This window comes from Pseudomonas sp. NUPR-001 (assembly GCF_052147955.1).
Lineage (GTDB): Bacteria > Pseudomonadota > Gammaproteobacteria > Pseudomonadales > Pseudomonadaceae > Aquipseudomonas.
The window spans coordinates 5,914,643-5,936,729 of sequence record NZ_CP197353.1 but is presented as its reverse complement, the minus strand read 5'-3'; the positions used below and the strand labels follow the sequence as shown (position 1 = coordinate 5,936,729).

The following is a 22,087-nucleotide window of genomic DNA, read 5'->3' as shown; positions in this document are numbered from 1 at the left end:
GTAGCTGGTTGCTCAGGCAAGCAATTGCTTGAGCAGCTGGCCATGACGCTGCTGCTGGTGCGCCTGCAGCAAGCGGTTGGCGCGGAATACCGCTTTGAGGTCTTCCAGCGCAGTGGCGAAGTCATCGTTGATGATGACGAAGTCATATTCGTCGTAATGACTCATCTCGCTCACGGCTTCACGCATCCGTCCCTCGATGATCTCATCGCTGTCCTGGCCACGGTTGGTCAGGCGCTGACGCAGGGCTTCCTGGGTCGGCGGCAGGATGAAGATCGAGCGCGCCTCAGGCATCAACTTGCGCACCTGCTGAGCACCTTGCCAGTCGATTTCCAGAATCAGGTCGTGACCCTGGTCGAGGGTTTGCTGCAGCGCGCTGCGCGACGTGCCGTAGAAATTGCCGAACACTTCAGCCTGCTCGAGGAAGTCGCCTTGCTCGATCATCAGCTTGAATTCGGTGTGCTCGACAAAGTGGTAGTTCACGCCGTGCACTTCGCCCGGGCGCATGGCGCGGGTGGTGTGCGAGACCGAAACCTGGATGCTGTTGTCTGCGTCGATCAGGGCTTTGACCAGGCTGGTTTTACCAGCGCCGGACGGGGCCGAAACGATATAAAGGGTGCCGCTGCTGTGATTCATGGTGGGTGTGGCCTTACTCAATGTTCTGTACTTGTTCACGCATCTGCTCGATCAGTACCTTGAGGTTGACCGCGGACTGGGTGCTGCGTGGGTCGAAGGCTTTGGAGCCCAGGGTGTTGGCTTCGCGATTGAGCTCCTGCATCAGGAAGTCCAGGCGTCGGCCAGCGGCGCCACCGGATTTAAGCACCCGGCGTACTTCGGTGATGTGGGTGTTCAAACGGTCGAGTTCTTCGGCAACGTCGCTTTTTTGCGCCAGCAGGACCATTTCCTGCTCCAGGCGCTGCGGGTCGAGCTCGGCTTGCATGTCGGCAAAGCGGTCGAGGACCTTCTGGCGCTGGGCGGCCAGCATCTGCGGCACCAGGGCGCGCAGGGTGGTGACTTCACTGGCCATGCCGTCCAGGCGCTCATTGATCAGGCGGGCCAGTTCGGTGCCTTCACGGTTGCGGCCGTTCTTCAGTTCATTCAGCGCCTCAACGAACAATTCCATGGCTTCGTTGTTGAGGGTTTGCGGGTCATTGGCGTCGGCGACCAGCACACCCGGCCAGGCCAGCACTTCCAGCGGGTTCAGCGGTGCCGGCTGCTTGATCAGGCTGGCGACGGTCTCGGCGGCAGCCACCAGTTGGGCGGCGCGTTCACGGTCAACCTGCAGTGGCTTGCCGGTGCTTTCTTCATTGAAGCGCAGGGTGCATTCGACCTTGCCGCGCGACAGGCCCTGGCGCAGGGCTTCACGCACCGCGCCTTCGAGATCGCGCAGGGCTTCGGGCAAACGCAGGTGCGGTTCCAGGTAGCGGTGGTTGACCGAGCGTAGTTCCCAGATCAGGGTGCCCTGGCTACCGGCGCGCTCGACACGAGCAAAAGCGGTCATGCTGTGCACCATGGGGAGTACCTCGCAAAAAAGGGTCAAGAAAAAGCCAACCGGCTGCAAAGGCGCAAGATTGTAGCGCAGTGCGGCGCTGGCTCCCAATCCACTGATGTTACAAACACTCAGGCAACTTCCGGAAAAAACCGACCGATGCCGCTGGGATCTCCATTCTAGAGGCTGCGACAATAGGCATGTCCTCAACGCCCGCTGCGCTCTATAATGCTGGGCAGATTCAAACCCAGTACAGGTATCCCAAATGAAACGTCCAAGTGGTCGCGCTGCCGATCAGCTTCGCTCGATCCGCATCACCCGCAACTACACCAAACACGCCGAGGGATCAGTACTGGTCGAGTTCGGTGACACTAAAGTCGTCTGCACTGTCAGCGTCGAGAACGGCGTGCCGCGCTTCCTCAAAGGCCAGGGCCAAGGCTGGCTGACCGCCGAATACGGCATGCTGCCGCGCTCCACCGGTGAGCGTAACCAGCGTGAAGCAGCGCGTGGCAAGCAGGGTGGCCGCACCCTGGAAATCCAGCGCCTGATTGGCCGTTCGCTGCGCGCTGCGCTGGACATGAGCAAACTTGGCGACATCACCCTGTACGTCGACTGCGACGTGATCCAGGCTGACGGCGGCACCCGCACCGCGTCGATCACCGGCGCCATGGTGGCCCTGGTTGATGCCCTGCGCGTGGTCAAGAAGCGTGGCGGCCTGAAGGGCGGTGACCCGCTCAAGCACATGATCGCTGCCGTTTCGGTCGGCATGTATCAGGGCGAAGCGGTACTCGACCTCGACTACCTGGAAGACTCGGCTGCCGAGACTGACCTCAATGTGGTCATGACCAGCAAAGGCGGCTTCATTGAAGTTCAGGGTACTGCCGAAGGCGCGCCGTTCCAGCCTGAAGAGCTCAACGCCATGCTGGCGCTGGCGCAAAAAGGCATGGTCGATCTGTTCGAGCTGCAGCAGGCATCGCTGGCTGACTGATCTCGACAACGCAAGGAGCGGAACATGAACGAGCAGCCGTTACAGTTGCCGACCCCCAATGCCGAGATTCGTCAGTGGGCGATGTTCTGCCACTTGGCGGCTCTGGCCGGGCTGCTGATGCCGTTTGGCCATGTGCTGGGGCCGTTGGTGATGTGGCTGTGGAAGAAAAACCTGGACCCGTTCATCGACGACCAGGGCAAGGAAGCGTTGAACTTCCAGCTCACCGTGTTCCTGGCCTCGCTGGCCTGTTATGCACTGTTGTACGTGCTGGTGGGCTTCGTACTGTACGGCATCCTTGTAGTCTACGCGCTGGTGTTCACCATCATCGCTGGGGTCAAGGCCAACAATGGTCAGGCCTATCGCTACCCGCTGACCTTGCGACTGATCAGATAATGATCCGCTGAATGCAATTGTGGGGGCAACGGTGTGGGAGCAACTGTCTTGCACCACCTGTGGGAGCGGGCTTGAACTGGCCTAATGATCCTGGACACCTCAATCGGGCGCTATGATGGCGCCCAAACCTGAGGTGTTTGGATATGCGTAATTCTTACTCGAGTGACTTCAAGCTACAGGCGGCCAGCATGGTGCTGGACGAAGGCCAATCAGTTCCACAGGTCTGTGCCAGTTTAGGCATTGGCCCTACAGCGTTGCGTCGTTGGGTCGATCAACTGCGCCAGGAGCGTCAAGGCTTAACCCCTGTGGGTGCCAAGGCAATAACGGCAGACCAGCAGGAAATCCAACGGCTCAAAGCCCTGCTCAAGCAGAAAGACCGGGATATCGAAATCCTAAAAAAGGCCAGCGCTCTCCTGCTTTTGGACGCCAAAGATCACTCGCGTTGATCGATGAGCTGGGTGAGCAATACGGCGTTAATGAGTGTTGTCGGGTGCTTGGGGTCAGCCGCAGCAGTTTCTACTGCTGGCGCCAGCGTAAGGACCGGCGTTACCCCGGACGGGAAAAACTCAAGGCCCAGTTGATCAGACATCATCGTGAGTCGAGAGGGGCGGCAGGTTCGCGCACCTTGGCCAAGATGCTGCAAGCCAGTGGACACCCAGTCGGCCGCTTCAAGGCGCGCCGCCTGATGCAAGAAGCTGGGATCAGCAGCCGTCAACGCAGACGCCACAAATACAAATCTTCAGGCGTTGAAGCCCTGACCGCACCGCACGAGCTCAAACGGCAATTCGATGTGCGGGCGACAAATGAGGTCTGGTGCGGAGATGTAACGTACATCAAGGCTGGTAAGCGCTGGCTGTACTTCGCGGCTGTCTTGGACTTGTTTGCACGGCGGATTGTCGGCTGGTCGTTCTCGATGATCTCGGATGCTGAACTGACCTGCGCGGCCTTACGCATGGCAACCGAGCTGCGCGGACGCCCCAAGGGTGTGCTATTTCACTCTGACCAAGGCTGTCAGTACACCAGCCACAAGTTCAGAAATGAGCTGCGCGAGCATGGGCACCGGCAGAGCATGAGCCGTAAAGGCGAGTGCTGGGACAACGCCCCGATGGAGCGGTTTTTTGGAAGCCTGAAATCTGAGTGGGTACCCGAAGATGGCTACGACTCGGAGCATGAGGCCCGAATGGATGTGCAGCGCTTTATCACCCGCTACAACACCACTAGGCCTCACAGCTACAACGGATACCGGTCGCCGGTCGAGGCAGAGAAGCTGGCGGCGTAAACCTTAACGGGTGTCCAGGATTACTTGACCAGTTCAGCTTGCCCCGCGAACACGGGCGAAGCCGGTGCCATTCACCGCAGTGCCTGCTTCGCGGGGCAAGCCCGCTCCCACAGAAGTTTCAGGCACAAAAAAACCGACGTGATGTCGGTTTTTTTGTGCCTGAACGAATCAGATCGTCAGCGTCCAGTCGTAGTCCACGATCAGTGGCGCGTGCTGGGAGAAGCGTGGCTGACGCGGCAGGCGAGCGCTACGCACGAAGCGGCGCAAGCCAGGGGTCAGCAGCTGGTAGTCGAAACGCCAGCCCAGGTTGAGCATCTCGGCCTGCTCGTTGTCTGGCCACCAGCTGTACTGGTCGCCTTCACGGCTGACTTCACGCAGGGCGTCGACATAGCCCATGTCACCGACAACGGTGTCCATCCAGGCCCGTTCAGGCGCCAGGAAGCCCGGCGACTGCTGGCCGTCGCGCCAGTTTTTGACGTCGAGCTTCTGCTGCGCCACGTACAACGAGCCGCAATAGATGTATTCACGACGCTTGCGCCGCTGTTTGTCCAGGTACTTGGCGAAGTCGTCCATCAACTTGAACTTCTGGTTCAAGTCTTCATCGCCGTTCATTCCCGAAGGCAGCAGCAGCGTTGCGATGCTTACCTTGTCGAAATCGGCCTGCAGGTAACGTCCGTAGCGGTCGGCTGTCTCGAAGCCCAGGCCGCTGATGACTGCCTTGGGCTGCAACCGCGAATAAAGCGCCACGCCGCCTTGGGCGGGAACTTCTGCGTCGCAGGCATAAAGGAAGTAGCCATCAAGCTGGAAAGCTGGGTCGTCGAGTTCAAAGGCCGAGGCGCGGGTATCCTGAAGGCAGATGACGTCAGCATTCTGGGCTTGTAGCCAGCTGAGCAAACCACGCTCAACGGCAGCCTGAATGCCATTAACGTTCACACTGATGATCCGCATAAATGGCCCCAAAAATCTCGTGCGTGTATGATACCCGAGCTGTACTCATTTAGCTAAATCCGTGGTATCCGGGACTCTTCATGCAGCCGTATCAGCGCGACTTCATTCGTTTTGCCATCGACCGCGGGGTTCTGCGCTTCGGTGAATTCACTCTCAAATCCGGGCGCACCAGCCCGTATTTCTTCAATGCCGGCCTGTTCAACAGTGGCTCGGCCCTGGCTCAGCTCGGGCGTTTCTATGCGGCGGCGATCGTCGACAGCAAGATTTCGTTCGATGTGCTGTTCGGCCCAGCCTACAAGGGTATTCCCCTGGCAGCAGCCACGGCTGTGGCGCTGGCGGAACAGCATAACCTTGATTTGCCATGGTGCTTCAACCGTAAAGAAGCCAAAGCGCACGGCGAAGGTGGCAGCCTGGTTGGCGCGCCATTGGTCGGCGACGTGCTGATCATCGACGACGTGATCACTGCCGGCACCGCGATTCGTGAAGTCATGCAGATTATCCAGGGTCAGCAGGCCAAGGCTGCAGGCGTTCTGATCGCGCTGAACCGCCAGGAGCGCGGTAACGGCGAGCTGTCGGCGATCCAGGAAGTGGAGCGCGACTTCGGTATTCCGGTGGTCAGCATCGTTTCGTTGACGCAGGTGCTGGAATTCCTCGCGGATGATCCGGCGCTCAAGCAGCACTTGCCGGCCGTCGAGGCGTATCGGGCCCAGTACGGGGTCTGAGGCAAATAAAAAGGCGACCCTAATAGGTCGCCTTTTTATTTGTTGATCGCGGGGCAAGCCCGCTCCCACCTGGACTGTGGGAGCGGGCTTGCCCCGCGATGAATGACGCCTTAACGCGGCTTGCTGTTGGTAATCAGGGTACCCACACCACTGTCGGTGAAGATTTCCAGCAGCACCGCATTCGGAACACGGCCGTCGATGATGTGCGAACTGTTGACGCCGCCTTGCACTGCTTCCAGTGCGCAGCGGATCTTCGGCAGCATGCCGCCGTAGATGGTGCCGTCAGCGATCAGCTCGTTGACCTGCTCGGTGGTCAGGCCGGTCAGCACGGTGCCTTGCTTGTCCATCAGGCCAGCGATGTTGGTCAACAGCATCAGCTTCTCAGCTTTCAGCGCTTCGGCCACCTTGCCAGCCACCAGGTCGGCGTTGATGTTGTACGACTCACCGTTGGCACCCACGCCGATCGGCGCGATAACCGGAATGAAGTCGCCTTTGACCAGCATATTGAGCAGGTCGGTGTTCACGCTGGTGACCTCACCCACATGACCGATATCGATGATTTCCGGGGTGGTCATCTCTGGGGTCTGGCGGGTGACGGTGAGCTTTTTCGCACGGATCAGCTGGGCGTCTTTACCGGTCAGGCCGATGGCGCTGCCGCCATGGCTGTTGATCAGGTTGACGATGTCCTTGTTCACCTGGCCGCCCAGGACCATCTCGACCACGTCCATGGTCTGTGCGTCGGTGACGCGCATGCCATCGATGAAGTGGCTTTCGATCGACAGACGCTTGAGCAGGTCACCGATCTGCGGGCCACCGCCATGCACGACCACCGGGTTGATGCCGACCGCTTTCATCAGCACGACATCGCGGGCAAAGCCGGTTTTGAGCTCTTCGCTCTCCATCGCGTTGCCGCCGTATTTGATCACCAGGGTCTTGCCGACAAAGCGGCGGATGTAAGGCAGCGCTTCGGACAAAACCTTGGCGACATGGGTGGCGGCATCGCGATCGAGGGTCATGCAGGGCTCCAGTTGGAACAGATAGTCAGTCAGAACTTGGGTTGCAGATCAGGAGCAACGCGCTTCAACTGGGCGCGGAAGACTTCCTGGATACGCTGCAGTTCGGCGTCGTTGTCGGCCTCGAAGCGTAACACCAGCACCGGTGTGGTGTTGGAGGCGCGAACCAGGCCCCAGCCGTGGGGATAATCGACCCGCACACCGTCAATGGTGGTCAGGTTGGCATCTTGGCCCCAGTCGGCTTCGCGTTGCAGTGCATCAATGATGCTGAATTTACCGTCGTCGGTCACATCAATATTGATTTCCGGCGTGGAAATATCATTTGGGAACGCCGCGAACAGCTGTTCGGCATCGGTATCGGCCTTGCTGAGGATCTCCAGCAGGCGGGCGGCACTGTAAATGCCGTCGTCGAAACCATACCAACGTTCCTTGATGAAGATGTGTCCGCTCATCTCACCGGCCAGCAGCGCGCCGGTTTGTTTCATCTTCTTTTTGATCAACGAGTGACCGGTCTTCCACATTAGTGCGCGACCACCGTACTGCTCGATCAGCGGCGTCAGGCGGCGTGTGCATTTAACGTCGAAGATGATTTCTGCGCCCGGGTTGCGCTCGATGACGTCTTTGGCGAACAGCATCAGCAGGCGATCGGGATAAACGATGGTGCCGGTGTTGGTGACCACACCGACGCGGTCGCCATCGCCATCGAAGGCCAGGCCCAGGTCAGCCCCGGTTTCCTTGACCTTGGCAATCAGGTCAACCAGGTTCTCGGGCTTGCCCGGATCTGGGTGGTGATTAGGGAAGTTGCCATCAACATCGCAGAACAACGGGATCATTTCGCAGCCAAGTGCTTCGATCAGCTGCGGTGCGATCACACCGGCTGCACCGTTACCGCAGTCAACGACGACCTTGAGTTTTTTCGCCAGCTTGATGTCAGCGGTGATCTGCTGGAAATAGCGATCAAGGATTTCGACTTTCTCGACGCTGCCTTCGCCGCGGCTCAAGTCGTTGGTTTGCAGGCGGATCAGCAGGGCCTGGATTTGCTCGTTGGCCAGCGTGTCGCCAGCAATGACGATTTTGAAACCGTTGTAGTTCGGCGGGTTGTGGCTGCCGGTGAGCATCACACCGGATTTGCCAGCCAGCACGTTGGCGGCGTAGTACAGGGCAGGGGTCGGCACCAGGCCGACATCGCTGACCTGGCAGCCGGCTTCAGCCAGGCCCTTGATCAATTGCTCAACCAGCATCGGGCCAGACAGGCGGCCGTCACGGCCGACGGAAATGTTCGGTTCGCCCTGGGCCAGGGTTTGCGCACCAATGGCGCGGCCGATCCAGTAGGCGGTTTCGGCAGTCAGGGTGTCACCGACAACGCCACGGATGTCGTAAGCACGGAAAATGCTTGCTGGGAGTGCAGGTACCAGGTGTGCCATGTCGTTCATCTCTGGGGGGCTCCATTATCGAGGGCGTGCAGGGCAGGCTTGAACTGAACGCTTTGACGGTCATTTCGCCAGAGAGTTCGCCATCCTTGGCGCACAGTGGGCAGCGGGTGGATCACTTGCTGCCGGAATGTCCAAAGCCACCAGCGCCACGCTGGCTCTCATCGAATGCTTCGACGATGTCGAAATGCGCCTGCACCACAGGTACCAGAACCAGCTGTGCAATGCGTTCGCCAATGGCGATGGTGAAAGGGGTCTGGCCACGGTTCCAGCAGGAAACCATCAGCTCGCCCTGGTAGTCGGAATCGATCAGGCCGACCAGGTTGCCCAGCACGATGCCGTGCTTGTGGCCCAGGCCCGAGCGCGGCAGGATCAGCGCGGCCAGGCCAGGGTCGCCGATGTAGACGGACAGGCCGGTAGGGATCAGCAGGGTCTGGCCAGGTTCCAGAACGGTGTCTTCTTTGAGCATGGCGCGCAGGTCGAGACCGGCCGAGCCCGGGGTAGCGTACTGAGGCAGCGGGAATTCGTTGCCGATGCGTGGATCAAGAATCTTGGCTTGTAGAGCGTGCATGCAGAGTTAAACCTGGTTGAGACGTTCGGCGATAAAAGCAACCAGCTGACGGGCGATCTTGCCCTTGCTGGTCTGTGCGAAGAGTGTTGCGTGTAGCTCGCGATCGATGACGCTGCAGGCGTTTTCCTCGCTGTTGAAGCCGATGCTGGGGTTGGCCACATCATTGGCGACGATCAGGTCGAGGTTTTTGTCCTTGAGCTTGCGCGCAGCGTAGTCGAGCAGGTGTTCGGTCTCGGCGGCGAAGCCGACGCTGAACGGGCGGTCGGGACGGGTGGAGATACTGGCGAGAATGTCCGGGTTGCGGACCATCTGCAGCAGCAGGCCGTCACCTGTCGTAGGGTCTTTCTTGAGTTTTTGTGGTGCAACCACTTCTGGGCGGTAGTCTGCGACTGCCGCCGAGGCGATGAACACATCACAAGGCATTGCCGCTTCGCAGGCTGCCAGCATGTCGCGGGCGCTGACCACGTCGATACGGGTAACCCGGTCAGGCGTTGGCAGGTGCACCGGGCCACTGATCAGGGTCACTTTGGCACCGGCTTCTACCGCCGCTTCGGCCAGGGCAAAGCCCATTTTCCCGGAGCTGTGGTTGGTGATGTAGCGCACCGGGTCGATGTTTTCCTGGGTCGGGCCGGCAGTGATGACAATGTGTTTACCGGTCAGCGACTCGCGCTTGAAGGTTTCTGCCGCGCACCAGGCCAGGTCAGTGGCTTCGAGCATGCGGCCCAGGCCGACATCGCCACAGGCCTGGCTGCCGGAGGCCGGGCCGAACACCTGAATGCCACGGCTTTGCAGCAATTCAAGGTTGGCCTGGGTGGCCGGATCGCGCCACATGGCCTGGTTCATCGCTGGCGCGACGGCTACGGTGGCGTCGGTAGCGAGCACCAGCGTGGTCAGCAGATCATCAGCCACGCCTTGCGCCATGCGCGCCAGCAAATCGGCGGTGGCTGGCGCAATCAGCACCAGATCGGCCCATTTGGCCAGTTCGATATGGCCCATCGCCGCTTCGGCAGCAGGGTCCAATAGGTCCATGTGCACCGGGTGACCGGACAGTGCTTGCAGGGTGAGCGGAGTGATGAATTCCGCGCCGCCGCGGGTCATGACGACACGCACCTGCGCACCGTGTTCCAGGAGTCGGCGAACCAGTTCGGCACTCTTGTAGGCGGCGATGCCGCCGCCGACGCCGAGAACGATGCGCTTACGATACAGCCGCTGCATAGGCTTGCCTTTTGCTCAGTGATTGCACGCGGCGACGACGCCTCCCCAGGCCGAATCGTCGCGTAAAAATGAGCGGGTAATGTAGCACAGGGCTGAAACACAGGAGCAGTACCGATAGACAGGGAGGTGCGGATGAGTATCAGGGATTGGCCTTCGGCGGAGCGGCCAAGGGAAAAGTTGTTGGAGCAAGGGGTAGCCAGTCTCTCGGATGCTGAGCTGCTGGCCATATTTCTACGCACCGGCGTGCGGGGTTACAGCGCTGTTGATCTGGCTCGGCATCTACTTGGGCAATTCGGAGGTTTACGGGGATTGTTGCAGGCTGATGCCAAGCGCTTCAATCAGGAGTTTGGCCTGGGGCCTGCCAAATTCGCCCAGTTACAGGCCGTGATGGAAATGTCCCGTCGCCATTTGGCGGGCCGGCTGCGTCGCGACTCCGCGCTGCAGAGTCCGCAGGCAGTCAGAGACTTTCTCAAGGCCCAGTTGCGCCATGAGCCTCACGAAGTGTTCGCGTGCATGTTTCTCGATACCAAGCACCGACTGCTCGGTTTCGAGGCGCTGTTTCGCGGCACCATCGATGGTGCCAGTGTTTACCCACGACAAGTGATAAAGCGAGCGCTGGCACACAATGCAGCAGCGCTGATCCTCCGCGGTTATGGTGTCAAACAAAATGTTGCGTGAGCTTCTAGGTACTGAGTTAGAGCTATTTTGTAAGCATTATCTTTGACTAGGTGTTTCATCCAGAGATGTTGCATCTGTCGCGGTACAGGAATCATCGTGGGTCACTAAAAATCCTCCAGCGCGCCGCCGTGCTAACCTATTTTCTCACTATAAATCGCAGTGGTTTATGAAAAAATAGGCTAACAAGGGGCAAAGAGGGCTCTCTTCGATTTCTTCATTGTGCTCGCCTTTGTGGGAAGTACGATTTTTATCAGCGTCTGGCTGATCGGGGTAAAACCCACCATCCAACTTGAAGCGTTAAGGGTGTTAGAAGTAAAGCTCCCTATCTGAAAAGATACCTCCATCACTGGTTCGTAGGAGCGTCCGGATGAAAGCTCATGAAGAGCACTTGTGGGATGTGGTCATTATCGGCGGTGGTCAAGCTGCCCTGGCTACGGCGTATTTCTTACGCCGCACTCGGCTCTCGTTCATTATTCTCGACGCCGAGAAGGGCCCCGGTGGGGCTTGGCGTCACGGCTGGAACTCCTTGCGATTGTTCTCCCCGGCTACCTGGAGCTCCATTCCCGGCTGGATGATGCCACCGGTGCAGGATGGCTATCCCACTCGCGCGCATGTCATTGATTACCTGACGCAGTATGAAGCGCGCTATCAGTTCCCCATCGAGCGGCCGGTGCAAGTCACCTCCGTCGAACGCGTCGCCGGCGCGTTACGTGTGCGCTCGGAGCAGGGGCATTGGGATGCCAAAGCCGTTGTCAGTGCCACGGGAACCTGGAGCAATCCCAATATTCCCGCATACCCTGGTGCCGAGTTATTCCTTGGCCAACAGCTGCATTCCGCCCACTATGTTGAACCACAGGCCTTCTCGGGAAAGCGTGTGCTGGTTGTCGGTGGCGGAAACTCTGGGGCACAGATTCTAGCGGAAGTTTCCAAAGTGGCAGACGCGACCTGGGTAACACCAACCGATCCGCTTTTCCTGCCTGACGATGTGGATGGTCGTGTGCTGTTCGAGAGGGCCACGGAGCGCTGGAAAGCCCAGATGGAGGGGCGTGTTATTGATCAACCTGTAGGTGGGTTGGGTGATGTCGTGATGGTGCCGCCTGTGGTCGAAGCACGTGAACGGGACGTACTCCACGCTGTGCGCCCTTTCGTGCGCTTCACACCTGATGGTGTGGTCTGGACCGATGGTTCGGAGTCAGCAGTCGATTCGGTGATCTGGTGCACCGGATTCAAACCGGCTTTAGGGCACCTGGCCAGCCTTGGGGTGGTTACCGAGGACGGGCGAGTGGCGGTCGAGGGGACTCGCGCTGTGAACGAACCGAGGCTATGGCTGGTGGGCTATGGGGAATGGACGGGATCGGCGTCAGCGACTTTGATCGGGGTTACCCGTACAGCCCGCAGCACTATCGCTGAAATCGAACAATTACTGGTAAAGGCGGAGGCATGAGAGCCCCCGCCTGATGGTCGCTGGTCAGCTTGGCTGCTGTGTAGTGTCGCCGTGCCTGGGCAAGGCGATTGAGATGAGGGCGGCAGCCAGTACAAAAGCGCTCGATACCCACAAGCAGGCTTCCAGGCCATAAGCTTGGAACACCCAGCCGGAAAGCAGGGTGCCGAGCAGTCGTCCCAGAGCGTTGGACATGTAGTAGAAGCCCACGTCTAGTGAGACCCCGTCTTCCTTGGCATAGCTGACGATCAGGTAGCTATGCAGCGATGAATTCACGGCGAACAGCACGCCGAACAGCATCAGCCCACCAAGCAATACCACCTGAGCCGACCAGTCTGCAGTCAACCCCAGAGCAATGAGTGCGGGCAGTCCTGCCAGCGCGATGGCCCAGGTAAAGGCTGCCCGGCCGTCCGGCACATGGCCACGCTTCTTGCCAGTGAAGCTGGGGGCAAAAGATTGCACGATGCCGTAGCCGATGATCCAGGTAGCAAGAAAGCCACCGACCAGCCAGAAGTCCCAGCCGAATGCGGTGCTCAGGTAGACCGGCAGCGCGACGACAAACCAGACGTCGCGAGCGCCAAAGAGAAACAGTCGTGCGGCCGAGAGGATGTTGATCGCCCGGCTCTTGGACAGCATGTCGCGAAACTTCGGTTTGGCCTTGGCTTTTCCCAAGTCCTTTTTCAGCAGGATCAAACTGCCGATCCAGATCAGAGCCAGTACTGTTGCCATGGCCAGCACCGCCAGGGTGAAACCGAGCAGCGCAAGCAGTGCTCCCCCGAGGAAGAAGCCCACGCCTTTAAGCGCGTTTTTCGAGCCCGTCAGTATGGCCACCCACTTGTAGAGGGTGCCTTGCTGGCTGTCCGGTACCAGGAGCTTGATGGAGCTCTTGGCGCTCATCTTGTTCAAGTCCTTGGCGATACCGGACATCGCTTGGGCGGCCATCACCCACGGCACTGTCAGCGAGGCTGCTGGTACCGTGAGCATCAGCAGCGCGATGACTTGCATGCCAAGGCCGATGTTCATGGTGCGGTTGAGCCCCAGGCGGGCGCCGAGGTAGCCGCCCACGAGGTTGGTTATCACTCCGAACACTTCGTAGAACAGGAACAGCGCCGCGATCTGCAGCGGCGTGTAGCCCAGCGAATGGAAGTGCAGTACCACCAACATGCGCAATGCGCCGTCGGTTAGGGTGAAGGCCCAGTAGTTGCCGGTAACTAGCAGGTACTGACGCACTTCCGCAGACAGGGCTGACAACGCCTTCATGATCGCCGTTTACTCCGCTGCGCCGACCAGGCGTGCCAGTTCAACCGCACGGTTGGCGTAGCCCCACTCGTTGTCGTACCAGGCGTAGATCTTCACCTGGGTGCCGTTGACCACCAGAGTCGACAGTGCATCGATGATCGAGGACCGCGGATCGGTGCGGTAGTCGATGGACACCAGAGGGCGTTCTTCGTAGCCCAGGATGTCTTTCAGCGGCCCTTCGGCAGCCGCGTTCAGCAGCGCGTTGACCTCTTCAGCCGTCGTCTCACGTTCCACTTCGAACACGCAATCAGTCAGCGAGGCGTTGGCCAGCGGTACACGCACGGCGTGACCATTCAGCTTGCCGCGCAGTTCGGGGAAGATCTCGGCGATCGCTGTAGCCGAACCGGTGGTGGTCGGGATCAGGCTCATGCCTGAGGCACGGGCGCGGCGCAGGTCCTTATGCGGTGTATCGAGGATGCTCTGGGTGTTGGTCAGGTCGTGGATGGTGGTGATCGAGCCGTGGCGGATGCCCAGGTTCTCGTGTATCACTTTGACTACAGGAGCCAGGCAGTTGGTGGTGCACGAAGCGGCGGTGACAATGCGGTGCTGAGCCGGGTCGAACAGGTGCTGGTTTACGCCCATCACCACGTTCAGCGCGCCTTTTTCCTTCACCGGGGCACAGACCACCACGCGTTTGACGCCCTGATCCAGGTAGGCCTGGAGCACGGCTACCGACTTCATCTTGCCGCTGGCCTCGATGACTAGGTCGCAGCCCGACCAGTCGGTGTCGGCGATGGTCTTGTTCGCTGTGACCTTGATGCGTTTGCCATCGATCACCACCGAGTCGCCTTCTGCACCTGCTTCGCGGTGCCAGCGTCCGTGGATCGAGTCGAAGTTGATCAGGTGGGCGTGGGTCTCAGCGTCCCCGGCCGGGTCATTGATCTGTACGAATTCGAATTCCGGCCAGTCCCAGGACGCGCGCATCGCCAAGCGACCGATACGTCCAAACCCATTGATGCCTACTTTGATTGCCATGTTCTTGTTCTCGAGTCGCGGTTCGCGAGCGGTCAGAGGGTATTGGTGAACTGATTGATGTAGCTGACGTGTGCAGGGTTTTGAATCGCTCGCGGGCGCAGGGCCTGAACCTGAGCGATGGCCTCGTGCACAGGGATGCCGCACTCGATCATCAGGCGGGCTGCGAACAAGCCGGTACGGCCCGAGCCACCCTTGCAGTGAATAGCGATCGATTTGCCAGCCATCACCAGCTCTTTTAGGCGCTCCCGATGGGTTTCCCAGGCGGCAGCAAAGGGCTCGCCGGGAGCCTGATCATCCTCCACCGGCAGGTGGAACCACTCGAGGCCCAACAGCTGGCATTCCTCAGGCAGTAGATCAACCTCGTTCTGCAGCAGCTCTTCATCCGGCATCAGGGTTACCAGTGCGCTCGCACCGGCATCGCGCAGTGTCGCTAGAGCCTGGGAGACCGACGTGTCCTTGGTACCAGGGCACGGGGTGAAGATCAGTTGGCCGATCAACTGTGGAGTAGTCAGCACGGAATACGGGTGCAGTTGCATGCTCAAAAGCCTCAGATGGAGCGTTGATTGACGCGCTTCGATAGTTCTTCAGCCGACTCTTTGCGTTCGGAGTATCGATCGACCATATAGTCGGCGCGATCACGTAGAAGCAGGGTGAACTTCACCAGCTCCTCCATCACGTCGACGACACGGTCGTAGTACGCAGAAGGCTTCATGCGGCCCTTCTCGTCGAACTCCAGATAGGCCTTCGGCACTGACGACTGGTTAGGGATGGTGAACATGCGCATCCAGCGGCCGAGCACGCGCAGTTGGTTGACCACGTTGAACGACTGCGAGCCACCGCAGACCTGCATCACCGCGAGGGTCTTGCCCTGCGTCGGGCGCACAGCCCCCATGCTCAGCGGAATCCAGTCTATCTGCGACTTGAACACGCCGGTCATCGCACCGTGGCGTTCTGGCGAACACCAGACCATGCCTTCCGACCAGAGCACCAGGTCGCGCAGCTCTTTGACCATGGGATGGTCGTCGGGTACGTCATCCGGCAGCGGCAGGCCGGACGGATTGAAAATCCGCGTCTCGGCACCGAAGTGCTCCAGCAGGCGGGCTGCTTCCTCGGTCAGAAGGCGGCTGAAAGAGCGTTCTCGGGTTGATCCATACAGCAGCAGGATGCGCGGTTTGTGAGTGGACTGCTGCTCGATAGCCAGCTTTTCGGAAGAAGGCAGATCGATCAGATCACTGTCGATGTTGGGGATATGGTGTTCGGTCATGATTTCACTCCTGGGACAAGGCACCAGATGGCTGATCGAACCAGCGACGCTTGAGCCACAAGGCAACGCCGACCAGGGAGATCAGTACCGGTACTTCCACCAAAGGCCCTATGACGGTGGCAAACGCTACCGGCGAGGCAAGGCCGAAAGTGGCAATGGCCACGGCAATGGCCAGTTCGAAGTTGTTACTGGCAGCGGTAAATGCCAGCGCGGTGGTGCGTGGGTAGTCGGCCTCCAGCAGCTTGCCCATCCAGAAGCTGATGAAGAACATCACCACGAAGTAGATGGTCAGTGGGATGGCGATGCGCAGCACATCCAGAGGCAGTTGCAGCACCATGTCGCCTTTCAGGCTGAACATAGCGACGATGGTCAGCAGCAACGCTACGAGCGTCAGCGGGCTGATCTTCGGAATGAAGCGCTCCTCGTACCATGCGGAGCCCTTACGGCTGATCAGGATCTTGCGGGTCAGGAAGCCAGCCAGGAATGGGATACCCAGATAGATCAGTACCGATTGGGCAATTTCGATGAAGCTGGTTTCGATGATGCTACCTTCCAGGCCGAACAGCGGCGGCAGAAGGTCCAAGAAGATCCAGGCATACACGCTGAAGAACAGAATTTGGAAGATGCTGTTGAAGGCGACCAAGCCCGCAACGTACTGGTTGTTGCCGCCCGCGATCTGGTTCCACACCAGCACCATGGCGATGCAGCGTGCCAAGCCGATGAGGATCAGGCCGGTCATGTACTCGGGCTTGTCGGAGAGGAAAACGACAGCCAGCCCGAACATCAGCACCGGGCCAATCACCCAATTCTGAATCAGCGACAAGGCGAGGATGCGCTTGTCTTTGAAGACCTGTGGCAGCTCCTCGTATTTCACCTTCGCCAATGGCGGGTACATCATGACGATCAGGCCAATGGCAATGGGGATGTTTGTCGAGCCAACCGACAGGCTGTTCAGCCATGCAGGCAGTCCCTGGAAGAGACTGCCGAGGCCAATGCCAAGGCCCATGGCCAAAAAGATCCAGACCGTTAGGTAGCGATCGAGGAATGAAAGGCGGCTCTTGCTCATGGTGAATCTCCCTTAACGTCAGAGCGTTCCGATGCGTGCCAGCTCGGCCTTGAGCTGGGCGGCATCCAGTTGTTCAAAAGGCAATGCGAGGAATGCCGTAATGCGGCGCTTGATGTGTTCAAGCGTGGCGTCGAAAGCCTCATCCAGTTCGGCGGCACTACCTTGCAAGTCGGACGGATCAGAAAGCCCCCAGTGGGCCTTCACTGCCGGCCCGAAGAACACGGGGCATGCTTCGCCAGCGGCTTTGTCGCAGACGGTGATGACAAAGTCCGGGGCGAGCTCGGCGTGTGCATCACTGGACTTGCTGTTGAGACCATCGGTGGAAATACCGGCGCGCTGCAGCGTGGCGATGGACAACGGATGCACCTCGCCCTTGGGCTGGCTGCCGGCGCTGAAGGCGTTCATACCGGCCGGGGCCAGGTGGTTGAAAACGGCTTCGGACAGGATGCTACGGCAGCTATTGGCGGTGCAGAGGAACAGAACTTTCATCGGCTTTTCTCGGCAGTGATCAGCAGCAGGAGGCCACGCGCTGTGGGCGGTCACCCATGGTGTCCAGTCGTTTGGAGCTGGTGCTCAGCCATTCGCGATTGGCCTCCAGCGTCGTTGCCAGGACCTCGCGTACCCAAGCGGGCAGCTCGGGATGTAGCCGGTAGTAAACCCATTGACCCTGGCGGCGGTCTTCCAGCAGGTCACACGTGCGCAATTGCGCCAGGTGGCGGGAAACCTTGGGCTGGCTTTCTTCCAGCGCACAGGTCAGTTCACAGACGCAGAGCTCTTCCTCGCGAGCGATCAGCAACATCATCCGAATGCGGGTCTCGTCGGCGAGACATTTGAAAACCTTGGTGGGGGTCAGCGAGTCAGTCATTGCGGTTCTCAGTGTTTGGTTTTCACGAGGACGAACATCTTGATGCGCTCATGAATCTCGTGGAGCGTGTGGCGAAAGGCGTCGTGTTTGTCGCTGGTGACAGGGTCTTCGAAGCTCCATACCAGCTGCTCGCCATAAGCCGGAAGCGCTTGGCATTCCTGGGCGGCCTTGTCACAGAGGGTAATGACGTAGTCGAAGTGTTCACCGGCAAACTCGTCGATGGACTTGCTACGCAGGGCGCTGGAGTCGATGGCGAGGTGCTCAAGGGCGGCATAGGTTCGCGGGTCGACTTCGCCAGGCTGAGTACCTGCACTGAAAGCCTCGAAGCGCACGGGGTCTGTGTGTCGGAGCAATGCTTCGGCGAGCTGGGGGCGAGCAGCGTTGGCGGTGCAAACAAACAGGACGCGAATCTTGCCAGTCATCACTAGATACTCTCCGTGCATATGGTTTTCCGAATATACGCTTTTCCGAATGTATCGCAAGCTTGTGATGATGGGTGGCTTTACATGTGCGTCTTCATGCACATATATTGTGCTCATGATGACTACCGATAATCTCCGCGCCCAAGCTATCGATGCTGCCATCGAGTCGCTGGATGAAGCCTTCTTCAAAGCTCTCTGCGAACCCTCTAGGGTCGCGGTGTTCAAGCGCGTGCTTCAGCTAGGGAGGGCGGATGTCGGCGAAATCGCAAAAGCCTTGCCGCAGGAGCGCTCCGTGATCTCAAGGCACTTACAGGTGCTGCACGACGCTCACATCGTGAAAGCCACCAAAGTGGGCAGACAGGTTTTCTATGAAGTGAATGGCGGGGCGATCGTTGAACGTTTGGAGATACTCCTCCAGCGAACCAAGGGTCTTGTTTCGCTGTGCTGCCCGTAGTTTGGCTTTTTTTCTCTTGATATATGCATGAGTGTGCACATATGAATGAATCGAGTCGTACTTTGGATGTAATTGTCGTTGGGGGAGGCCAAGCAGGTTTGGCGCTTGGTTGGCACTTGCAGCAACACGGCTTGGATTTTCTCATCATCGATGAGCAGACACGCCCAGGCGGAAACTGGCGTAACTACTACGACAGCCTGCAGTTGTTCTCGCCGGCGGAATACTCGGCGTTGCCAGGGCTGCCGTTTCCTGGTGACCCCAAGAGCTATCCACTACGAGACGAGGTGGTGCAGTACCTGGAAGCCTACGCTGTCGAGTTTCGACTTCCTTTTCAGGGAAGTACTCGAGTGATGGGCGTAGCGCAGAAGGGAAAGATGTTTGAGGTCCACTGCGACACCGGAGCAATCTTCACCGCGCGTTCTGTGGTCGTAGCATCGGGAGGGTTTAGCCGTCCGTTTACACCCAGTGTTCCTGGGCTGGAGGGCTTTTCAGGGACTTGTTTGCACAGCTCGGCTTATCGAACGCCAAAGCCCTTTGTTGGCCAGCGTGTTGTAGTGGTTGGAGCTGCGAACTCAGCTGTCCAGATCGCCTATGAGCTTGCAGGCGTCGCGGAGGTAGTGCTGGCTACCCGCGAGAAAATCCGTTTCTTCCCGCAGCGAATCCTCGGACTCGATTTTCATACCTGGCTGAAATTCACCAAGCTGGAGCAAACACGATGGTTGAGTGACCAGAGTACGCCCGTGCTCGATACCGGTAAGTACCGGAAAGCTCTCAACTCCGGTCGATTCCGGCGCAGGGCCATGTTCCAGCAAGTGCTAGCCGATTCTGTTGTCTGGCCGGACAGAAGCACGACCCAGGTCGATGCGCTGATCTTTGCGACGGGCTTCCAGCCAAACCTTGATTTCCTGACAGGCCTCCCGGTCGCAGACCGGAGTGGGCGTGTGCTGCAGCACCACGGTGTGGCCAGCCAGGTGCCCGGTTTGTACTTCGTGGGCTTGCCTAAACAAAGAAACTTCGCCTCGGCAACACTCAGGGGCGTGGGTATTGACGCCGGTTACCTGATGCCACGACTGCATCATCATCTGGGCAAGAGTCGCCCGCCGCAGCTGTCAGCTTCACCCCGCCGGGTCTGATCTTTGGCTGGACAGCAGAGCGAAAGTGGAGGTTGCAGGCGCCGGTTTCGTGATGCAGTCAGCGACTGAGAGACGCTGTGGTCGCCGATCGATTCCGGCAAAGGAGCGATGGAATCGCTCGAACATAGATCAGCTCGAAGACTAACTCAACGAGGGTCTGGGTGATGACTGCGGCGGCAGCGAGTCCGCGTAGTTCTTCGGGCAAGGCCAAGGCGAGCGGCAGGACCACTAGCGAATTGCGCGTCGAGGTACTGAATGTCACCGCCCTGGCCGCTCCGACGGGCAGTTTGAACATCTTCGCGACCAAGGCGCCGATCATTGGGGCCAGGAAAGCGAAGGCGATATAGACAGGTAGCACCGGGGCGAGCAGTTCGATCTGGTTCACCACAGGGGCGATCTGGGAGCCGACCACTGCGATCAGTACTGCAGCCATTGCCGGTACCGGCAACCAGGCCCAGGCATCGGCCCAGACTTTTACTACTGTGGAGCGTTTGAGCAGGGTTTCGGTCAGCAGGGCCAGAATCAGGGGGGCCACGATCAGCACAAGGAAGGCTTCGAGAAACGGGCCGACCTGGGGTTGTAAGCCGGAAACCCAGAAATTTCCGTCAGCCGATCAACATGGCTTGTCTCGCGCTTGGTCGATGAGTTCCTGCATCGCCCGCATGACTTCTTCGTGGGTGTACGACTTGGCGTTGGGGTCGTCGGCCTCTCGGAGAGCTTCCTCGACCTCGCGGGTCATCCGCACATATTCTTCCGGCCACAGCGCTTGCTCCATGCGCAGCGACGCCTGCCCAAGCAGGTGCAGCAGGCCGAACAGCCGCATGTCATTGGTGGCGACGACGTGCTCTCGAATCCGCTCCTGGATCACCTCGCAGGCCCGATGCGCCTCTGGCGTCGCCGTGCCCTCGTAGCCGGCTGGGAGTTCTGCTTCTTCAGCGATTCGCGCCCAAGCGATAGCCAGCGCCTCGATGGTGGACAGGTTCATTTGCTCATCCACTTGCGCAGCAGACGCTTTTTCAGGGAGGCGCGCTCTTGCGGATTGCGTCCCTTGTGGTTGGCAATGCGATCCGCCGTGGCGGCCTGGCGCTTGATGGGCCAGTAGGAGCGGCCATCCTTACCCATCGACCAGACGTTGCTGACCTGGTTTTCCAGTAGAGGCAGATGGGCGCATAGAGCTTCCGGCGACGCGCTGGCCAGCGCGGTGCGCTCGTGGGTTCGCCAGCGCTGATGCCAGAGTTTCTTGTCCTCGCGCTCGCTACGGCAGGTCGTGTGCCCAACGATGGGCGTTTTGCGGCGGCTGCGGCTCATGATGTGGTTGTCTCCAAGAACATTCAGGACAGGCTTTCTGGGTAGAGCGCCGTCAACCGGGACAGGGTTTCTTGCACTTGTTCCAGCGAGGTCATCAGATGATCAACCTGATCCTGAAGATCCACGGCGAGATCAAATAGCTCAGCCACTCGGCTGCGTGATCCCTCGTTGAACGCGGCCATTGCCAGTTGATGCAGCTTCAACAGGTCGGTGCGCAGTTGCGGAGGTGCGCCGTCTGCGCTGTCATTCAAATCGCCGCGCAGCACGTCCACGGCATCGACTGCACGCAGCAGTGCCGTGGTATCGAAATTCTCGGGAGTCAGTTCGTCCCATTCGTCGTCGGTGATGCGGGCTGCCATCAGGAGAGCTCCGATTAAGCGGTTGCGAGCGTTAGATGCCCGATCGGCTCGGCTGCTGGCCGTACCTTGATTTCGATGTCGTAGCCGAGGCGATTCAGACAATCCATCAGCTTGCGTTCGGATAGATTGGTGAAGTCGCCGCGCATCATGCCCGACACCTTCGGTTGCGGGATGCCCATGCGTTTGGCCGCCGCTTGTTGAGTCAGCCCAAGGGCGCGCATGGCCCTCCTGATCTCGACCACCAGGCCGGTCTTGATCTTGAGCTTTTCAGCGTCAGGCAGTCCAAGGTCGGCAAAGACGTTGCCCGAGCTGCGCTGAACCTCGACGCCTTCAATGATTCGTTTTTGCATTTCGTAGCTCCTGTGCCAATACCTCGGCCACCTTCAGCCGAGCGCGGATGATGTCCATGTCGGCCTTTGGCGTGGCGATTCCGCTCTTGCTCTTCTTCTGGAAGCAGTGCAGGACGAACACCGCTTCCGCAAACTTGACCGTGTATACCGCTCGATAGGTGCCGCCGGCATCGTCTTCGACGACCTCCAGCACGCCGGCACCACCGAACCCCTTGAGCACCTTTGCTGCGTCATCCTGATCGCCTATCTGCGCCAACGAGAGCGCGTAACCGAAACGGCGACGCACGTCGGACGGCAACGCCATCAAATCCTTGTGGCTGCTCGCGATCCATTCGAGCGGTTTTTCTTTGTTTGTCATGACGGAATTTTATACCTGTTCAGGTAATGATGTAAACGCGGCAACCTCAAGGAGGTGTCGTAAAACATTT

The 22,087-nt window shown here is 59.2% G+C and carries 27 protein-coding genes and 3 pseudogenes; 9 read left to right on the top strand and 21 right to left on the bottom strand.

Translation table 11 applies throughout. The features are described from left to right. Positions 1-12 precede the first annotated feature (12 nt). Together gmk and ACP6KB_RS27315 are read right to left on the bottom strand one after the other, a co-directional pair. A complete protein-coding gene (gene gmk / locus ACP6KB_RS27320) occupies positions 13-633 on the bottom strand; it encodes a guanylate kinase (RefSeq protein WP_442110874.1) in 621 nt (206 codons plus the stop codon). 13 nt (positions 634-646) lie between these two features. Further along, positions 647-1,510: a YicC/YloC family endoribonuclease gene (locus ACP6KB_RS27315; protein ID WP_442110872.1), complete on the bottom strand. Its 864-nt coding sequence runs from the start codon at positions 1,508-1,510 to the stop codon at positions 647-649. 241 nt (positions 1,511-1,751) lie between these two features. On the opposite strand from ACP6KB_RS27315, the gene rph reads away from it, so the two are divergent. From rph to ACP6KB_RS27295, 4 genes are all read left to right on the top strand, one after another. Continuing rightward, on the top strand, positions 1,752-2,474 hold the full coding sequence (rph, locus tag ACP6KB_RS27310) for a ribonuclease PH (protein ID WP_133213791.1): 723 nt from the start codon (positions 1,752-1,754) through the stop codon (positions 2,472-2,474). Positions 2,475-2,498: 24 nt separating this feature from the next. Then, positions 2,499-2,867 carry a DUF4870 domain-containing protein gene (locus tag ACP6KB_RS27305; RefSeq protein WP_442110870.1) on the top strand — a complete coding sequence of 123 codons (369 nt, stop codon included), beginning with the start codon at positions 2,499-2,501 and terminating at the stop codon, positions 2,865-2,867. Positions 2,868-3,010: 143 nt separating this feature from the next. Next, complete coding sequence (locus ACP6KB_RS27300) at positions 3,011-3,313, top strand: transposase (RefSeq protein ID WP_442107852.1); 303 nt, start codon at positions 3,011-3,013, stop codon at positions 3,311-3,313. Then, positions 3,310-4,146: an IS3 family transposase gene (locus ACP6KB_RS27295; RefSeq protein WP_442107850.1), complete on the top strand. Its 837-nt coding sequence runs from the start codon at positions 3,310-3,312 to the stop codon at positions 4,144-4,146. Before ACP6KB_RS27300 ends, ACP6KB_RS27295 begins: the two co-directional genes overlap by 4 nt. A 168-nt stretch (positions 4,147-4,314) precedes the next feature. Here ACP6KB_RS27295 and ACP6KB_RS27290 read toward each other — a convergent pair whose 3' ends face one another. Next, positions 4,315-5,094: an exodeoxyribonuclease III gene (locus ACP6KB_RS27290; protein WP_028942456.1), complete on the bottom strand. Its 780-nt coding sequence runs from the start codon at positions 5,092-5,094 to the stop codon at positions 4,315-4,317. An 80-nt stretch (positions 5,095-5,174) separates the two neighbouring features. Between ACP6KB_RS27290 and pyrE the strand changes: the two genes are divergently transcribed. Continuing rightward, complete coding sequence (gene pyrE / locus ACP6KB_RS27285) at positions 5,175-5,816, top strand: orotate phosphoribosyltransferase (protein ID WP_442110867.1); 642 nt, start codon at positions 5,175-5,177, stop codon at positions 5,814-5,816. A 110-nt stretch (positions 5,817-5,926) separates the two neighbouring features. Here pyrE and argB read toward each other — a convergent pair whose 3' ends face one another. From argB to coaBC, 4 genes and pseudogenes are all read right to left on the bottom strand, one after another. Then, positions 5,927-6,832 (bottom strand): acetylglutamate kinase, encoded by a 906-nt coding sequence (gene argB, locus ACP6KB_RS27280; RefSeq protein WP_442110865.1) that lies wholly within the window; start codon positions 6,830-6,832, stop codon positions 5,927-5,929. A gap of 29 nt (positions 6,833-6,861) precedes the next feature. Beyond that, a pseudogene (locus ACP6KB_RS27275) lies at positions 6,862-8,238 on the bottom strand (phosphomannomutase/phosphoglucomutase); the annotation flags it as partial. Positions 8,239-8,374: 136 nt separating this feature from the next. Continuing rightward, a complete protein-coding gene (gene dut, locus ACP6KB_RS27270; protein ID WP_442110863.1) occupies positions 8,375-8,830 on the bottom strand; it encodes a dUTP diphosphatase in 456 nt (151 codons plus the stop codon). Positions 8,831-8,836: 6 nt separating this feature from the next. After that, positions 8,837-10,045, bottom strand: a complete 1,209-nt coding sequence (gene coaBC / locus ACP6KB_RS27265) for a bifunctional phosphopantothenoylcysteine decarboxylase/phosphopantothenate--cysteine ligase CoaBC (protein WP_442110861.1) — start codon at positions 10,043-10,045, stop codon at positions 8,837-8,839. 132 nt (positions 10,046-10,177) lie between these two features. Between coaBC and radC the strand changes: the two are divergent. Next, positions 10,178-10,690: pseudogene (gene radC, locus ACP6KB_RS27260) on the top strand (RadC family protein); the annotation flags it as partial. A 400-nt stretch (positions 10,691-11,090) separates the two neighbouring features. Next, on the top strand, positions 11,091-12,167 hold the full coding sequence (locus ACP6KB_RS27255; RefSeq protein WP_442110859.1) for an ArsO family NAD(P)H-dependent flavin-containing monooxygenase: 1,077 nt from the start codon (positions 11,091-11,093) through the stop codon (positions 12,165-12,167). 24 nt (positions 12,168-12,191) lie between these two features. Here the strand turns inward: ACP6KB_RS27255 and arsJ are convergent, their stop codons facing one another. From arsJ to ACP6KB_RS27215, 8 genes are read right to left on the bottom strand one after another with little or no spacing between them, the layout of a single operon-like run. After that, the gene (gene arsJ / locus ACP6KB_RS27250) at positions 12,192-13,424 is read right to left on the bottom strand and encodes an organoarsenical effux MFS transporter ArsJ (RefSeq protein ID WP_442110857.1); all 1,233 of its coding nucleotides are present in this window, start codon (positions 13,422-13,424) and stop codon (positions 12,192-12,194) included. A 9-nt stretch (positions 13,425-13,433) separates the two neighbouring features. Then, a complete protein-coding gene (locus ACP6KB_RS27245; protein ID WP_442110855.1) occupies positions 13,434-14,438 on the bottom strand; it encodes an ArsJ-associated glyceraldehyde-3-phosphate dehydrogenase in 1,005 nt (334 codons plus the stop codon). Between the two features lie 32 nt (positions 14,439-14,470). Next, the gene (locus ACP6KB_RS27240; protein ID WP_197875463.1) at positions 14,471-14,974 is read right to left on the bottom strand and encodes a cyclin-dependent kinase inhibitor 3 family protein; all 504 of its coding nucleotides are present in this window, start codon (positions 14,972-14,974) and stop codon (positions 14,471-14,473) included. Positions 14,975-14,985: 11 nt separating this feature from the next. Beyond that, the gene (gene arsH, locus ACP6KB_RS27235; RefSeq protein WP_442110853.1) at positions 14,986-15,702 is read right to left on the bottom strand and encodes an arsenical resistance protein ArsH; all 717 of its coding nucleotides are present in this window, start codon (positions 15,700-15,702) and stop codon (positions 14,986-14,988) included. A 4-nt stretch (positions 15,703-15,706) separates the two neighbouring features. Next, positions 15,707-16,768, bottom strand: a complete 1,062-nt coding sequence (arsB, locus tag ACP6KB_RS27230; protein WP_442110851.1) for an ACR3 family arsenite efflux transporter — start codon at positions 16,766-16,768, stop codon at positions 15,707-15,709. A gap of 18 nt (positions 16,769-16,786) precedes the next feature. Next, on the bottom strand, positions 16,787-17,257 hold the full coding sequence (locus ACP6KB_RS27225; RefSeq protein ID WP_442110849.1) for an arsenate reductase ArsC: 471 nt from the start codon (positions 17,255-17,257) through the stop codon (positions 16,787-16,789). A 19-nt stretch (positions 17,258-17,276) separates the two neighbouring features. Further along, positions 17,277-17,633, bottom strand: a complete 357-nt coding sequence (locus tag ACP6KB_RS27220; RefSeq protein ID WP_028944961.1) for a metalloregulator ArsR/SmtB family transcription factor — start codon at positions 17,631-17,633, stop codon at positions 17,277-17,279. Positions 17,634-17,641: 8 nt separating this feature from the next. Next, on the bottom strand, positions 17,642-18,055 hold the full coding sequence (locus tag ACP6KB_RS27215) for an arsenate reductase ArsC (RefSeq protein ID WP_442110847.1): 414 nt from the start codon (positions 18,053-18,055) through the stop codon (positions 17,642-17,644). A gap of 115 nt (positions 18,056-18,170) precedes the next feature. On the opposite strand from ACP6KB_RS27215, the gene ACP6KB_RS27210 reads away from it, so the two are divergent. Together ACP6KB_RS27210 and ACP6KB_RS27205 are read left to right on the top strand one after the other, a co-directional pair. After that, positions 18,171-18,509, top strand: a complete 339-nt coding sequence (locus tag ACP6KB_RS27210) for an ArsR/SmtB family transcription factor (RefSeq protein WP_084589153.1) — start codon at positions 18,171-18,173, stop codon at positions 18,507-18,509. Between the two features lie 41 nt (positions 18,510-18,550). Continuing rightward, positions 18,551-19,642: an NAD(P)-binding domain-containing protein gene (locus ACP6KB_RS27205; RefSeq protein WP_442110844.1), complete on the top strand. Its 1,092-nt coding sequence runs from the start codon at positions 18,551-18,553 to the stop codon at positions 19,640-19,642. A gap of 58 nt (positions 19,643-19,700) precedes the next feature. Here ACP6KB_RS27205 and ACP6KB_RS27200 read toward each other — a convergent pair. The 6 genes and pseudogenes from ACP6KB_RS27200 to ACP6KB_RS27175 all read right to left on the bottom strand — a co-directional run. Next, positions 19,701-20,213: pseudogene (locus ACP6KB_RS27200) on the bottom strand (arsenic resistance protein); the annotation flags it as partial. Between the two features lie 42 nt (positions 20,214-20,255). Next, a complete protein-coding gene (locus ACP6KB_RS27195) occupies positions 20,256-20,627 on the bottom strand; it encodes a hypothetical protein (RefSeq protein ID WP_023103794.1) in 372 nt (123 codons plus the stop codon). Next, positions 20,624-20,950 (bottom strand): hypothetical protein, encoded by a 327-nt coding sequence (locus tag ACP6KB_RS27190; protein ID WP_000091614.1) that lies wholly within the window; start codon positions 20,948-20,950, stop codon positions 20,624-20,626. Before ACP6KB_RS27190 ends, ACP6KB_RS27195 begins: the two co-directional genes overlap by 4 nt. Positions 20,951-20,973: 23 nt before the next feature. Next, entirely contained in the window at positions 20,974-21,309 is a 336-nt protein-coding gene (locus ACP6KB_RS27185) for a hypothetical protein (RefSeq protein ID WP_000741275.1), read from the bottom strand. A 14-nt stretch (positions 21,310-21,323) separates the two neighbouring features. Continuing rightward, positions 21,324-21,659 (bottom strand): helix-turn-helix domain-containing protein, encoded by a 336-nt coding sequence (locus tag ACP6KB_RS27180; protein ID WP_001172026.1) that lies wholly within the window; start codon positions 21,657-21,659, stop codon positions 21,324-21,326. Beyond that, positions 21,640-22,017 (bottom strand): type II toxin-antitoxin system RelE/ParE family toxin, encoded by a 378-nt coding sequence (locus tag ACP6KB_RS27175; protein ID WP_003151133.1) that lies wholly within the window; start codon positions 22,015-22,017, stop codon positions 21,640-21,642. The genes ACP6KB_RS27180 and ACP6KB_RS27175 overlap by 20 nt, the downstream gene beginning before the upstream one ends. Between the last annotated feature and the right edge of the window lie 70 nt (positions 22,018-22,087).

Coding starts and splice junctions, on each gene's coding strand:
- gmk (WP_442110874.1), bottom strand. CDS start 633: ATGAATCACAGCAGCGGCACCCTTTATATCGTTTCGGCCCCGTCCGGC.
- ACP6KB_RS27315 (WP_442110872.1), bottom strand. CDS start 1,510: ATGGTGCACAGCATGACCGCTTTTGCTCGTGTCGAGCGCGCCGGTAGC.
- rph (WP_133213791.1), top strand. CDS start 1,752: ATGAAACGTCCAAGTGGTCGCGCTGCCGATCAGCTTCGCTCGATCCGC.
- ACP6KB_RS27305 (WP_442110870.1), top strand. CDS start 2,499: ATGAACGAGCAGCCGTTACAGTTGCCGACCCCCAATGCCGAGATTCGT.
- ACP6KB_RS27300 (WP_442107852.1), top strand. CDS start 3,011: ATGCGTAATTCTTACTCGAGTGACTTCAAGCTACAGGCGGCCAGCATG.
- ACP6KB_RS27290 (WP_028942456.1), bottom strand. CDS start 5,094: ATGCGGATCATCAGTGTGAACGTTAATGGCATTCAGGCTGCCGTTGAG.
- pyrE (WP_442110867.1), top strand. CDS start 5,175: ATGCAGCCGTATCAGCGCGACTTCATTCGTTTTGCCATCGACCGCGGG.
- argB (WP_442110865.1), bottom strand. CDS start 6,832: ATGACCCTCGATCGCGATGCCGCCACCCATGTCGCCAAGGTTTTGTCC.
- dut (WP_442110863.1), bottom strand. CDS start 8,830: ATGCACGCTCTACAAGCCAAGATTCTTGATCCACGCATCGGCAACGAA.
- coaBC (WP_442110861.1), bottom strand. CDS start 10,045: ATGCAGCGGCTGTATCGTAAGCGCATCGTTCTCGGCGTCGGCGGCGGC.
- ACP6KB_RS27255 (WP_442110859.1), top strand. CDS start 11,091: ATGAAAGCTCATGAAGAGCACTTGTGGGATGTGGTCATTATCGGCGGT.
- arsJ (WP_442110857.1), bottom strand. CDS start 13,424: ATGAAGGCGTTGTCAGCCCTGTCTGCGGAAGTGCGTCAGTACCTGCTA.
- ACP6KB_RS27245 (WP_442110855.1), bottom strand. CDS start 14,438: ATGGCAATCAAAGTAGGCATCAATGGGTTTGGACGTATCGGTCGCTTG.
- ACP6KB_RS27240 (WP_197875463.1), bottom strand. CDS start 14,974: ATGCAACTGCACCCGTATTCCGTGCTGACTACTCCACAGTTGATCGGC.
- arsH (WP_442110853.1), bottom strand. CDS start 15,702: ATGACCGAACACCATATCCCCAACATCGACAGTGATCTGATCGATCTG.
- arsB (WP_442110851.1), bottom strand. CDS start 16,768: ATGAGCAAGAGCCGCCTTTCATTCCTCGATCGCTACCTAACGGTCTGG.
- ACP6KB_RS27225 (WP_442110849.1), bottom strand. CDS start 17,257: ATGAAAGTTCTGTTCCTCTGCACCGCCAATAGCTGCCGTAGCATCCTG.
- ACP6KB_RS27220 (WP_028944961.1), bottom strand. CDS start 17,633: ATGACTGACTCGCTGACCCCCACCAAGGTTTTCAAATGTCTCGCCGAC.
- ACP6KB_RS27215 (WP_442110847.1), bottom strand. CDS start 18,055: ATGACTGGCAAGATTCGCGTCCTGTTTGTTTGCACCGCCAACGCTGCT.
- ACP6KB_RS27210 (WP_084589153.1), top strand. CDS start 18,171: ATGATGACTACCGATAATCTCCGCGCCCAAGCTATCGATGCTGCCATC.
- ACP6KB_RS27205 (WP_442110844.1), top strand. CDS start 18,551: ATGAATGAATCGAGTCGTACTTTGGATGTAATTGTCGTTGGGGGAGGC.
- ACP6KB_RS27195 (WP_023103794.1), bottom strand. CDS start 20,627: ATGAACCTGTCCACCATCGAGGCGCTGGCTATCGCTTGGGCGCGAATC.
- ACP6KB_RS27190 (WP_000091614.1), bottom strand. CDS start 20,950: ATGAGCCGCAGCCGCCGCAAAACGCCCATCGTTGGGCACACGACCTGC.
- ACP6KB_RS27185 (WP_000741275.1), bottom strand. CDS start 21,309: ATGGCAGCCCGCATCACCGACGACGAATGGGACGAACTGACTCCCGAG.
- ACP6KB_RS27180 (WP_001172026.1), bottom strand. CDS start 21,659: ATGCAAAAACGAATCATTGAAGGCGTCGAGGTTCAGCGCAGCTCGGGC.
- ACP6KB_RS27175 (WP_003151133.1), bottom strand. CDS start 22,017: ATGACAAACAAAGAAAAACCGCTCGAATGGATCGCGAGCAGCCACAAG.